Consider the following 12,873-nt stretch of genomic DNA (forward strand, 5'->3'; position numbering starts at 1 on the left):
TTCATATTAAAATTATTGTGATGTCCCAAAGCCTCCGAAAAAAATTAGCTATTGTAATTCCTTACTACAAAATTGATTTCTTTGAAGAAACCATTAAGTCAGTAGCAGCACAGAGCAACAGTGATTTCGCCCTTTACATCGGGAATGATAAGAGCCAGAACGACCCGCTTCCTATTATCAGCAAATATCTTCAAGAAGAAGATTATCATTATTTCAATTATACCGATAATCTGGGTGGTGAAAATCCCGCATTACAGTGGGAAAGAATTCTGAATGAAATCAATGAAGAATGGTTTCAGGTATTGGGTGATGACGATATCATTGCAGATAACTTTGTTCAGGAATTTTACAACAGTCTGCCTTATCTTGAAGAAAAACAGATAAACTCCATCAAATTTGTTCACGAGTGGATTGACGAAAACAATGAAACTTTAGAAGTATGTGATTACCATACCGACATTCTGGATTCTATAGATTTCGTAGTGAGAAAATATCGCGGCGAAATAAAAAGCAGTCTCTCTGAAAATATATTTAAGACCAAAATGTATCGCCAATACGGTTTCGAGAAAATACCATTAGCTTGGGGGTCTGATGAGATTGCGATCCTTACTTTTGCAGATTACAAAAAAATATTTTATAACCGCAACACAAAAGTAGGAGTCAGAATATCGGCTCAAAGTATCTCCGGAAATGAAGAACTAGATGGCAAGAAAGAGTACGCCAAAAACATTTTCCGTGAAAAACTGCTTATCAGGCATTCTGCTCACTTTCCGAAGGTTTTTGTCAAGCATCTGATCAGAGAATACCTTGCATACTGTAAAGAATTCAAAACAAAGGCAAATAATCAGGTTGTTTTTTCAACATTTACAAAAATGGGAATCTTCCGCTCCATGAAATTTCTGTTCACCATCTTTTCTATCAATAAGGCCTAGAAATAAAATTCAGGCAATCCATTTATATTCTCTAATCGATTAAAACCTATTAACAAAATTTATCTCTACTTTATTTTTTAATATATTTGCTGCATAAAACACAACAAAAGGCATGAGCACTACAATTGCCTTGCCATATGATTATCAATAATTTATTTTAAATTTGTAAAAAATTCCCTTGAAAACCGTAGTATACACATCTGATAAGAAAACCCATTTTTTCCAAGAGCTGAAAGCCATATATCATGACACCAAGTCATCTAATTTTTTGGCTTACCAAATGGCTAAACGAGATTTACAATCTCAATACCGACAATCATTTTTAGGATTTTTTTGGGCATTTATGCCAATCATCACCAATTCTTTGGTGTGGATATTTCTAAGCAGCTCAGGAACGGTAAACGTCAATGCTGATCAAAGTATTCCGTACATTGCCTTCGTAGTGATAGGAACAACACTTTGGAGTATTTTTAATGAAACGCTTTTCATTCCCATTACATCTGTAAACGGTGCGAGAAGTTTGCTTTCAAAAATCAATTTCCCCAAAGAAGCACTTATCATGTCTGGCATTTACAAAATGATCTTCAATCTTATCCTGAAGCTTATTTTGATAGCCGGAATCCTTGTGATTTATGGCATTAATCCCGGAATAGGAATTCTTTACTTTCCCATAATTTTAGCAGTAATTATTGTTTTCTCATTAAGCTTAGGCTTACTGTTTACACCAATCGGACTTATTTATACAGACATCAACAAGATTGTTTCTACTGCTGTTTCATTTATGATGTACATTACTCCGGTAGTTTATGCCATTCCAAAACAAGGAATTTTCAGAAAACTTTTTGAGCTCAACCCATTGACTTTTCTTTTTAATGACGCCAGAAGCAGCCTGACTAATATGCAGCTTGAAAACATTACCTTTTCATTGGTTTTGGCAGGCCTCAGTTTTATCGTGATGCTCGTGGGAATGGTTATTTTCAGAAAATCAATGCCCATAATAATTGAAAAAATCGGAGGATAAGATGAAGAACGAAGAAAAAGAAATTTTAGTGTCGGTACAGAATGTTTCCAAGAAGTTTTCAATGGACTTGAGATCGTCGTTAAAATATGGAGCACTAGATATCATTAAAAGCACTTTAGGTATAAAAATTAATAAAGATTTAAGACCAAAAGAGTTTTGGGCGGTAAAAGATATAAGTTTTAAGCTTCGAAGAGGCGAATGCATAGGATTAATTGGCCATAACGGTGCCGGTAAAAGTACTTTGCTTAAAATATTAAACGGTCTTTATGCTCCTGATAAGGGTCAGATCGTTATGAAAGGAAAGATAGGCGCTCTTATTGAGTTGGGAGCAGGTTTCAACCCTATTCTTACAGGAAGAGAAAATATTTACAACAATGCTTCTATTTTAGGTTTTACTAGGAAAGAAATTGAGGACAAATTAGATTCTATTGTGGAGTTTTCAGAGATTGGGGAATTCATAGATATGCCCATACAGAACTACTCTTCCGGTATGAAAGTAAGGCTTGGTTTTGCGATTGCAGCACATCTTGAACCCGATATATTGATTATTGATGAAGTTCTTGCAGTTGGTGATTTGGGATTTGTTTTGAAATGCTTTAAAAAAATTGATGAATTACTGCCGAATACAGCCTTAATATTTGTTTCTCACAGTATGCCTATGATATCTAGAATTTGCAATGAAATTATTTTGATGGATCATGGCGCTGTTACCTATCAAGGACATGATACAGGAAAAGGCATCGATATGTATTATAATATGTTTAAAACTGATGAGAACAGCGAAATTGTTTTTGACTCAAATGACGTAAAGCTACTCAGTTCTAAGGTAAAAGGAAAAGAAGCCCAAAATAACTTTTATGAAATTGAATGGAACTCAGATTTTCAGTTGGAATTCGAAATTGAGAACATAAGTTTAAAAAAAATGCCATATATATCATTTGCCGTATATGATAAAGAACAAAGAGGTATCGCAGAAATTCTTCCCGAAAATCAAGATTTAAGCATTAATTTTGAAGCAGGAGAGAAAAAGACAGTATTATTCGATATTAAAAATTTCATATTTTCAAAAGGACTCTACTCCATCACAATAACTTTTACTGAAACATTAAATACAGATATTTTTTACAAAGAACACCGTGTCATAAACATAAATGTAACAAATACCGAACAGTTATGGACACCTATACTTATTAACTCAAAATTACTTTAACAAATGATAAAAAATCTAATAGGAAACATACTTAAGACTTTAGGTTATAAGATTACTAAGACCTCAAATGTTTCTGCTGCTTCGGCTACTCAAATTATAAAAACAATCGAAAATAAAGAAGATTTATTAAGTACTTTCTACAATAATCTTAAAGCTAATAACTTCTATCCAAAATTCGTAGTAGATATTGGTGCAAATACAGGAACGTGGACTAGAGAATTATTAAAAAATTTTCCCGAAACAAATGTTCTAATGATAGAACCACAGGAAAGACTGATGCCTAATTTTCAGGATTTGTTGGGTGATAATGTCTCTTTTATGCCTGTAGGTGTTAGCAATAAAAATGACATTTTGAGATTTACAATCCATGAAAGAGATGATAGTTGTTCTTTTATCTACACCGAAGAAGAAGCCACCAAAATGGGGTTAAAACAAATTGAGATACCCGTAAAAACACTTAATTCAATCATAGAAGAAAATGATTATACTGTTCCTGATATAATTAAAATTGATGCAGAAGGATTAGATTTAGAAGTGATTGAGGGAGCTTCAAATTTTTACGGAAAAACTGAGATATTTTTGGTTGAAGCATCTGTTTGTTGTGAAACTTACAAAAATTCTGTTGCAAAAATAGTAAGTATGATGGATCAATCTGGGTATCAAATGTACGAAATCACTGATTTAAACAGGCCTTTTCCACATTCTCCAATTCTTTGGCTTATTGAAATTGCATTTGTTCGAAAAGATGGATATTTAGTAAATAATATTAATATTACTGCATAATGATTCCTGTAACAAAACCATTTCTTCCGCCACAAGAAGAATACGAAAAATATCTCGACGGTATCTGGAAAAGAAACTGGCTCACCAACATGGGTCCACTTTCTAGCCAGCTGGAAATGGAACTAAAAGATCAGCTGAAAGTTTCCCATTTACTTTTTGTATCTAACGGAACTGTTGCTTTGCAAATGGCCATCAAAGCTCTCGATTTAAAAGGAGAAATTATCACCACTCCATTTTCTTTCGTGGCTACAACCAGCTGTATTGTCTGGGAAAATTGCAAACCCATATTTGTAGATATTGATAAAAATTCTTTAAATATTGATGCTGCAAAAATTGAAGCAGCGATTACCGAAAAAACCTCAGCAATTTTAGCAACACACGTTTACGGAAATCCTTGTGATGTAGAAACCATTGAAAAAATTGCAAAAAAGCATAATCTTAAAGTCATTTATGATGCGGCACATGCTTTTGGCGTAGAAATCAATGGAAAATCAATTTTTGAATATGGTGATATTTCTACTTGCTCATTACACGCAACAAAACTTTATCACTCTATAGAAGGAGGATTGCTTGTTTCTACAGATGCAGAATTACTTAAGAAATTGGCTTATATCAGAAACTTCGGATTTGATGGCCCTGAAAATTTTGCAGAATTGGGCCTTAATGGAAAAAACTCCGAATTTCATGCAGCAATGGGATTGGCAAATTTGAAATATATAGAGGCCATTAAGGAAAAAGAGAAACTTTAGCAAAACAATACGACGAAAAATTATTGACGTTAAAAGCCAGAAGACCAATTTGGCATTCGCAATCTGAAAACAACAATTCTTACTACCCGATAGTTTTTGAAAGTGAAGAACTTCTTCTAAAAAGTATCACCCATTTACAAAGTCACGGAGTTTTCTCTAGAAGATATTTTTATCCCTCGTTAGCTTCTGCTCTTCCATATATTGAGGCAAAAAATTTGGAAATTGCAGACGATATTGCAAAAAGAGTTTTGTGTTTACCACTTTTTTATGATCTTACTTCAGAGGAAGTTAATTTGATTTGTCGCCTCCTTCTAAGAGTACAGAATAATTAGTTATGAAAGCGGCGATAATGCAACCCTATTTCATGCCATATATCGGCTATTTCCAGCTGATAAAAGCAGTTGATAAGTTCATTATTTATGATGACGTAAATTATATTAAACAAGGTTGGATTAATAGAAACAGTATATTGGTTCAGAATAGAAGCTACATGTTTTCTCTACCATTAAAGGATGCAAGTTCTTTCAAAAAGATAAATGAGATAGAACTAAATGAAATGCTATTTCCTAAATGGAAGATAAAATTCTTCAAAACAATTGAAGCATATAAAAAAGCACCTCATTATTACATCGTTCGTCAACTATTAGAAAAAATTTTTCACATGAACGAAGGAAGAATCAATGATCTAATTTATCAAAGCTTAGTAGAGATTTCAGAATATTTAGATATGAAAACGATTATTGAAAGATCATCAATCGTTTACAAAAATTCAGAATTATCCGGAGCAGAAAGACTTATTGATATTTGCAGATGTGAAAATGCAGATGTATATATTAATCCTCTGGGAGGACAAGAATTGTACAATAAAAATTATTTTTCAGAGCATCATATAAAACTCTATTTTATTAAAGCAAATCCTGTAGAGTATAAGCAGTTTAATAATGTATTTATTCCATGGCTGTCAATTATCGATGTTATGATGTTTAATTCTCCTGAAGAAATAAATATAATGTTAGACAACTTTGAATTATTATAGATGAATGATAAATCTATTGGAGGTTATTTTGAAATAGAACTTTCAAAAAAAATAACTTCTTTCAAAATTATTTAGGACTTAATTCAGCCAGAAACTGTCTTGAGTTTATATTGCGATCAGCTGCATACAGTAAAATATACATTCCTTATTATACTTGTGATGTGCTACTCGAACCTCTGATAAAACTAAACATTCCTTACGAGTTCTATGATGTAGATTTTAATTTGGATCCTCTATTTAATTTTTCTATTCTTAAAAAACGGATGCATTTCTTTATACAAACTATTTTGGTATAAAAGACAATACAATAAAAAATCTATCTGATGAAATCCCCGATAATTTAATTATTGATAATGCACAAGCTTTATTTTCCGAACCTATAAAAGACATTCCAACATTCTATTCTCCGAGAAAATTTGTCGGCGTACCTGATGGAGGCTTTGTTACCAATACAGACAAACTTAATATTTCATTCGATAAAGATTCAAGTTATCAAAGGATGACACATCTTTTAAAAAGAATTGACGTATCTGCTGAATCGGGATATTCAGATTTTCAGAGAAATGATAAATCTCTAGAAAATCAACCAATTAAATTTATGTCTGATCTTACAGAACGATTACTATTAAATGTTGACTTTGATTTTGTAAAGGAGCAACGAAAGAAAAACTTTCATTTTCTTCACGATAAATTAAAGGAAAAAAATCTTCTACCCATCATGATAGGCAAAGACAGTATTCCTATGATATACCCTTTGAGAACGAAAGATCAAAATTTGAAAGAAAAACTTATCAATCAAAAAATTTATTGTGCCTCTTATTGGCCAAATGTTTTAAATTGGGCAGATTCTGATAAAAATTCTTATCAATTAAGTAAGGAAATTATTGCTTTACCAATAGACCAAAGATATGATGAGAATGACATGGAAATAATTTTAAGGATTATAAAACAAGATAATAATGTATAATTTATTAATCAGGCCTTTAGAGATTGAAGATGCTAAGATATCTTGGAAATGGCGGAACGATCCTGAAGTGTGGAAATTTACAGGATCTAAACCAAATATAGAAATATCGCCTGAAATTGAATTACAATGGTTACAGAAAGTAATAAATGAAGAATCTTCTAAAAGATTTGCAATAGTAGTCAACGAAAAATATATTGGGAATATCCAATTGACGAATATAACAAAAAATAGTGCAGTGTTCCATATTTTTATTGGAGATAAAGACTATTGGGGGAAAGGTATTTCTTCATTAGCAACATATCAGCTGTTATATTTTGCTAAAACAGTTCTTAAACTAAAAACTGTTGAATTAGAAGTAAATCTTTCACATATAGCGGCAATTAAAAGTTATGAAAGTACAGGTTTTAAAAAAGTGTCGCAAAATGAACAAATTATATGTATGAGTCATGATTTGTCAGAATTACAAACTCCAACACTGAGTGTCTTTGTGATGGTTTATAATCACGAAAAATTCTTGAATCAATGTCTTGACGGCATTCTTATGCAAAAATGTAATTTTAGCTTTGATATCGTGGTAGGTGAAGATTGTTCTTCTGATAATTCGAGAGAAATCTTAATAAATTATCAAAAAAATCATCCAGGAAAATTTAAACTACTATTACATAAAACAAATATTGGTGCTAATAAGAATCAGGAGCAGGTATTAGATAATTGTACTGGGAGATATATTGCGATATGCGAAGGCGACGATTATTGGACAGACCCTTTAAAACTCCAAAAACAAGTTGATTTTTTAGAAAATAATCCTGAATATGTTTTATGTTTCCATGATATAAAGATTCTTAAGAGTGACGGAGAAATCGCTGATGATTTTATCACAACATTACCGGACCAGTACGAGGAAAGATTAACGCTTGCAAAAAAGCTGAATTATATCCATACTCCTTCGGTAGTATTTAGAAACATTCTCAAGGACGAGCTCAATACGATTGAATTTTACAAAAGCCCGATAGGTGATTTTTTCATATATATGGTTCTTACGAAATATGGAAAAATGGGTCATATCCCTGAGACAATGGCTGTCTATCGATATGGAGTTGGCATGTTTAGCTCTCTAAGCGCTTTAAAAAGTATTAAGGCAAATTTATTGTTATTTACAAATCTTTACTCTTTTGAAAAAGATGCAGAAATTAAAGAAATATTCTTTGAGCATATTCAATCATGTATAGCACAGATTGATAATGAATTTGGAAAATTACAATTTGAAAACTCAAAATTTAACGAAATCCTTTCTTCCAAAAGATATAGGTTTTTAAAAAAACATTATCCTATTTTGGTATTACTATATAAAATCGATCACTTGTTCCTTTCGAATAACATTATATTACGAAAATGAATTCTTCAAAAACAATAGACCGAAGCAATAATTTTGATCTTTTACGTCTGGTATTAGCATCATTTGTTATTATTTCTCACTCCTACCCTCTTACAAAAAACAAAGAAATCCTTGGCTCTCTCACTAATGGGCAGGTTGATTTTGGAGGCTTAGCAGTTAACAGCTTCTTTGCATTGAGCGGATACTTTATATTTTTAAGCCTGCAAAGGAGTAAAACTATTTCGAACTACATCTGGAAGAGAATTTTGAGGCTTTATCCTGCACTTATTGTATTATTTATCTTTACTTTAGTAGTGATTCCATTTGTGTATGTCGGAACCCAATTGACTTCAACATTAAAAGATTATTGGCACTATGCTGTAAACGGTTTGTCTCTTTTTAAGGTAAGCTACACAATAAAAGGTGTCTTTGAAAATAATCCTTATAAAGGAGCAATTAATGGAAGTCTATGGACGCTTGCTTACGAATTTACGATGTACATGGCATTGCTTTCCCTCTTTTTTGTAAGAAAAAAGAAAATATCTTACATTCTTTTGTTTATTGCTTTTTTAGCGTCTTATTATCTTTATTTGTTCAAACCACAGCTCTTCCAAAAAATGTTCATCTCTATTTATTTAGACACAGCGCAGCTATATCGTCTTGCTACCTATTTTTTGTGTGGAAGCCTGATCACTCTTTTTGATTTAAAAAGAATCAATACAATTTATTCCAGAATCGGATTGCTGGTATTGATAGTTATTTCGTTACTATTTAATTTTTATTTAGTAATTGCACCAATTGCTTTACCTTTTTTGGTAATCTTTATAGGAATTCTCAGTACAAAATATATCAATGGAGTAGGTGAAAAATTTGGTGATATTTCATACGGCGTTTACATCTACGGATTTATTGTACAGCAAATTCTGATGCATTTTTTTAATCTCAGCCCTTTGTCGCTGATGATAATAAGTTTAACTTTCACTTATATATTGGCCTATCTATCATGGCATTTTGTTGAAGAAAAAATGCTGAAATACAAAGATCTTGTAAAATAATATGAGTACCCTTGCCATCATCATCCCCTACTATAAGATAGATTTTTTTGAAAAGACAATCCAATCTGTGGCATTGCAGACAAACAAAAATTTTGTTCTGTACATAGGTAATGATAAAAGTCCTCATGATCCGCTTCCGATTATCAATAAATATTTTGCAGATGAAGACTTTCATTATTTCAATTATGAAAAAAATGTGGGTGGTAAGAATCTCGCATTGCAGTGGGAAAGAATTTTAGGTAATGTAAAAGAAGATTGGTTTCAGATATTGGGTGACGACGATGTAATTCCAGAAAATTTTATTGAGGAATGCTATAAGTCAATAACAGACTGCGAAGACAAAAATATCAAAGTCATCAAATTCACACACGATTGGATTGATGAAAATGACAGTTTAATACAATCACATAATTTAAATACCAAAACAATTTCTTCTGTCGATTTGATTCTCCGCAAACACCAAGGCCTGGTGTATAGTAGCTTATCTGAAAACATTTTTAAAACCAGTCAGTTTCGCAAATATAAATTTGAAAAAATCCCACTAGCATGGGGAAGCGATGATTTGGCTATACTGAGATTTTCAGATTATGGCAATATATACTATAATATGTCTGCAAATGTATTGGTAAGAGTTTTTTCCGGAAGTATTTCCGGGTCTGTAGAGATGCAGAAAGATAAAGAACTTGCCTTTATAAGATATTTAGAGAGATTAATTATCAATCATTCCTTGTTTTTTCCAAAACCTTTTATTGATAAGTTGATTGATGATTATTTAATGTTTTGTCATCTCAATAAACAGACCGCAAATTACGGTATCGCCAAAACCGTACTTAGAAATCAAGGTTTTGAGTCTTTTCTAAAAACTATAAAGAAAATTTATTATATAAATATATTGGGTAAAAATAAAAAGGTCTGAATTTTTAATTTTGAAATTTACAAAGATCACTATCCATTAATTTGTGGCGTTTATATTTTCTCTCAAATCCAAAGACATATACCACTTATATAAGCCCGTGTACCCACTGATAATGGTATCCACTTCGCTTTTATAGCTTGCATAAGAAAATTTTTGCTCACACCATAACAAATCCTAAATTCTGACAGATTAAAACCTCATAACAGACACATTGAGTACGAGTTTTTTAATATCTTTGCCTTTGAAAAACACGGTATGAACCAACCCCTTATCTCTATCATCGTTCCCTGCTACAATCAGGCTCAGTATTTAGATGAATGTCTGCAGTCTGCACTTGATCAAACCTACCAAAACTGGGAGTGCATCATTGTAAACGATGGTTCTCCCGACAATACTGAGGAAGTCGCAAAAAGATGGGTAGAAAAGGATGCTCGCTTTAAATATTTCAAAACAAAAAACGGCGGCGTTTCGGCAGCAAGAAATTACGGAATCGATAAGGCTGTAGGAGAATGGATATTGCCTTTAGACGGTGATGATAAGATAGGAAATTTGTATATGGAAGCAGCCATTACATACATGAATTCTGACTTTGAAGTTATCTATTGTAACGCCGAATTCTTCGGCACAGAAAACAGTGTTTGGAATTTATCTGATTACAGTTTTAAGGAAATCTTAAAACATAACCTCATTTTCTGCAGTGCTTTTTACAAAAAATCTTCCTTTGTCAAAACCGGTGGTTACGATATAACAATGCTAAAGGGGTATGAAGACTGGGAATTCTGGATTAATTTAATGAACTCAGGTACAAAAGTTATCAAATTAGATTATGTAGGTTTCTTTTACAGAAGAAAAGAAATATCCAGAGACACAATCATCAATGGTGATAGTATAAATTTCAAGAAAATACTAAACTACATCTACAAAAAGCATTACACAAAATACCTCGAGCAATATGGAAATTTCTTTGAAATGCAGAAAGAAATAAATGAGCTGAAGGAAGAAAATAGAAACTTAGAACATCACAATACAAGATTGCTAAAGCTTGCCGATGAATCTTTTTTGCAAAAAATCAAACGTAAAATATTTAAACAGAACATCTGATTTATCACTATGCTGTCCATTATCATCTCATCCTACCAGCCCCACTATTACACTGCACTTGAACAAAACATTGCAGCCACCTGCGGCGTGGAATATGAGCTGATCAAAATAGATAATCCCGGTTTGATGGGACTTTGCAAAGCTTACAATAAAGGTGCAGAGAAAGCAAAATATGAGTATCTATTGTTTTTGCATGAAGATGTGAATTTACTTACAGTGAATTGGGGAAAATTAATTATCTCACAACTTTCTGAATCTGACACAGGCCTGATAGGAGTTGCCGGAGGAACTTACGTCCCTGCAGTACCATATGGCTGGTTTACTACTCTTAAAAATGCAAGAATCAACATTCTTCAACATAAAAAAAACGGAACCAAAACGTTAGAAAAAACTTTTGATGCATCAAAAGAAAAAGTAATTCCTGTAGATGGCGTTTTTTTAGGTATTAGGAAATCAATATTCAATAAATTTAAATTTGATGAAAATCTTAAAGAATACCATGGCTACGACACAGAAATAAGTCTTCGTGTCTCAACACAATATCAAAACTATGTGACATCAGAAATTCTTTTAGAACATTATTCTAAAGGAAACCCTGACCAAAAATGGCTAGAAAGCAATATCTACATTAGAAAGAAGCTTGGCAGTAGTTTTAATGCTAGAATAAATAAAGATCTCGAATATCAGATGTATGAACGATTCGTTCGTGATTATTTCAAATCCTATCCTAAAAATTTTTAACGGTCATTAAAGTTTTAAAGTTTTTTCCATTTTTTAAAATAGGCCGCAGAAAATATTTACCACTTCTTAAATTTACTATTTCACAATAATGAATTGTCTCGCCATTGTCATCCCCTACTACAAAATAGATTTCTTTGAAGAAACACTACAATCTGTTGCTGCACAAAGCAACAGAGATTTTGTGCTGTATATTGGCAATGATGCAAGCCCCGACAATCCATTACCTCTTATCGAAAAATATTTGAGTGATTTTTCTTATTTATATTTTGATTATAATGATAATTTAGGTGGGAAAAACCTTGCTTTGCAATGGGAAAGAATCTTAGCTCATGTAAAGGAAGACTGGTTTCAGATTTTAGGTGATGATGATATTATTTCTGAAAACTTCGTAGCAGAATTTTACAAAAATCTACCCAAAGTACAATCTGAAAACATCTCTGCCATTAAGTTTTCACACGAAATTGTAGATGAAAATAAAACCATTTTACATACCATTACAACCGACGAAACTATAATTCCTGCACCAGAATTATTTAAAAGAAAATATAAAGGTTTAATGCCAAGCAGTTTGTCTGAAAACATTTTTGCACTTTCGGCTTATAAAAAACATCATTTTCTAAAAATCCCTTTTGCATGGGGAGCGGATGATTATGCTATTCTGACTTTTTCAGGATTAGATAAGGTCTTTTATATCTCAAGTGCAAAAGTTACGGTAAGGATATCAACATCAAGCATATCGGGTGACTTATCTTTACAAAGTAAAAAAGATTTAGGTTACCATATTATGCGTGAAACTGTGCTGAATAAGTATTCACAATATTTTGACAAAAGCTTCCTGATCAGAATGCTGAATGACCACCTTAGGTTCTGTGAGAAAAATCTGGTAAAACCTCATCTCAGACTTTTCAGCATCCTTCTGAAAAGAGGTTATCCGAAAAGATTTTTAGATATGACCAAAGTTGTTTGGTCGATCAACAAAAAATAAAA

General features: G+C 32.2%; 12 protein-coding genes and 1 pseudogene. All 13 read left to right on the forward strand.

The genetic code is table 11. The features are described 5' to 3' along the window. Positions 1–20: 20 nt before the first annotated feature. Positions 21–932 (forward strand): glycosyltransferase family A protein, encoded by a 912-nt coding sequence (locus EAG08_RS09280; RefSeq protein ID WP_129535180.1) that lies wholly within the window; start codon positions 21–23, stop codon positions 930–932. Between the two features lie 178 nt (positions 933–1,110). Continuing rightward, entirely contained in the window at positions 1,111–1,953 is an 843-nt protein-coding gene (locus tag EAG08_RS09285; protein ID WP_129535181.1) for an ABC transporter permease, read from the forward strand. A 1-nt stretch (position 1,954) separates the two neighbouring features. Then, entirely contained in the window at positions 1,955–3,163 is a 1,209-nt protein-coding gene (locus tag EAG08_RS09290) for an ABC transporter ATP-binding protein (protein WP_129535182.1), read from the forward strand. Between the two features lie 3 nt (positions 3,164–3,166). After that, positions 3,167–3,946, forward strand: coding sequence for an FkbM family methyltransferase (locus EAG08_RS09295; protein ID WP_129535183.1), 780 nt, complete (start codon positions 3,167–3,169; stop codon positions 3,944–3,946). Then, positions 3,946–5,027 (forward strand): annotated as a pseudogene (locus EAG08_RS09300) (DegT/DnrJ/EryC1/StrS family aminotransferase). Before EAG08_RS09295 ends, EAG08_RS09300 begins: the two are co-directional and overlap by 1 nt. A 2-nt stretch (positions 5,028–5,029) precedes the next feature. Continuing rightward, positions 5,030–5,731 carry a WbqC family protein gene (locus EAG08_RS09305; RefSeq protein WP_129535184.1) on the forward strand — a complete coding sequence of 234 codons (702 nt, stop codon included), beginning with the start codon at positions 5,030–5,032 and terminating at the stop codon, positions 5,729–5,731. 499 nt (positions 5,732–6,230) lie between these two features. Further along, on the forward strand, positions 6,231–6,698 hold the full coding sequence (locus tag EAG08_RS09310; RefSeq protein ID WP_129535185.1) for a hypothetical protein: 468 nt from the start codon (positions 6,231–6,233) through the stop codon (positions 6,696–6,698). Continuing rightward, positions 6,691–8,094, forward strand: a complete 1,404-nt coding sequence (locus tag EAG08_RS09315; RefSeq protein ID WP_129535186.1) for a GNAT family N-acetyltransferase — start codon at positions 6,691–6,693, stop codon at positions 8,092–8,094. Before EAG08_RS09310 ends, EAG08_RS09315 begins: the two co-directional genes overlap by 8 nt. After that, entirely contained in the window at positions 8,091–9,128 is a 1,038-nt protein-coding gene (locus tag EAG08_RS09320) for an acyltransferase family protein (protein WP_129535187.1), read from the forward strand. Before EAG08_RS09315 ends, EAG08_RS09320 begins: the two co-directional genes overlap by 4 nt. 1 nt (position 9,129) lies before the next feature. Beyond that, positions 9,130–10,044: a glycosyltransferase family A protein gene (locus tag EAG08_RS09325; RefSeq protein ID WP_129535188.1), complete on the forward strand. Its 915-nt coding sequence runs from the start codon at positions 9,130–9,132 to the stop codon at positions 10,042–10,044. Between the two features lie 255 nt (positions 10,045–10,299). Continuing rightward, a complete protein-coding gene (locus EAG08_RS09330; RefSeq protein WP_129535189.1) occupies positions 10,300–11,145 on the forward strand; it encodes a glycosyltransferase family 2 protein in 846 nt (281 codons plus the stop codon). Positions 11,146–11,154: 9 nt separating this feature from the next. Further along, on the forward strand, positions 11,155–11,886 hold the full coding sequence (locus EAG08_RS09335) for a glycosyltransferase (protein ID WP_129535190.1): 732 nt from the start codon (positions 11,155–11,157) through the stop codon (positions 11,884–11,886). 88 nt (positions 11,887–11,974) lie between these two features. Next, positions 11,975–12,871, forward strand: coding sequence for a glycosyltransferase family A protein (locus EAG08_RS09340; protein WP_129535191.1), 897 nt, complete (start codon positions 11,975–11,977; stop codon positions 12,869–12,871). Positions 12,872–12,873: the final 2 nt, after the last annotated feature.

Origin of the sequence: Chryseobacterium sp. 3008163 (assembly GCF_003669035.1) — a bacterium.
Taxonomy (GTDB): Bacteria; Bacteroidota; Bacteroidia; order Flavobacteriales; family Weeksellaceae; genus Chryseobacterium.

What these genes read in the sequence shown, in the direction of transcription:
- EAG08_RS09280 (WP_129535180.1), top strand. Translation starts at nt 21, where the DNA reads ATGTCCCAAAGCCTCCGAAAAAAATTAGCTATTGTAATTCCTTACTAC.
- EAG08_RS09290 (WP_129535182.1), top strand. Translation starts at nt 1,955, where the DNA reads ATGAAGAACGAAGAAAAAGAAATTTTAGTGTCGGTACAGAATGTTTCC.
- EAG08_RS09295 (WP_129535183.1), top strand. Translation starts at nt 3,167, where the DNA reads ATGATAAAAAATCTAATAGGAAACATACTTAAGACTTTAGGTTATAAG.
- EAG08_RS09305 (WP_129535184.1), top strand. Translation starts at nt 5,030, where the DNA reads ATGAAAGCGGCGATAATGCAACCCTATTTCATGCCATATATCGGCTAT.
- EAG08_RS09310 (WP_129535185.1), top strand. Translation starts at nt 6,231, where the DNA reads ATGACACATCTTTTAAAAAGAATTGACGTATCTGCTGAATCGGGATAT.
- EAG08_RS09315 (WP_129535186.1), top strand. Translation starts at nt 6,691, where the DNA reads ATGTATAATTTATTAATCAGGCCTTTAGAGATTGAAGATGCTAAGATA.
- EAG08_RS09320 (WP_129535187.1), top strand. Translation starts at nt 8,091, where the DNA reads ATGAATTCTTCAAAAACAATAGACCGAAGCAATAATTTTGATCTTTTA.
- EAG08_RS09325 (WP_129535188.1), top strand. Translation starts at nt 9,130, where the DNA reads ATGAGTACCCTTGCCATCATCATCCCCTACTATAAGATAGATTTTTTT.
- EAG08_RS09330 (WP_129535189.1), top strand. Translation starts at nt 10,300, where the DNA reads ATGAACCAACCCCTTATCTCTATCATCGTTCCCTGCTACAATCAGGCT.
- EAG08_RS09335 (WP_129535190.1), top strand. Translation starts at nt 11,155, where the DNA reads ATGCTGTCCATTATCATCTCATCCTACCAGCCCCACTATTACACTGCA.
- EAG08_RS09340 (WP_129535191.1), top strand. Translation starts at nt 11,975, where the DNA reads ATGAATTGTCTCGCCATTGTCATCCCCTACTACAAAATAGATTTCTTT.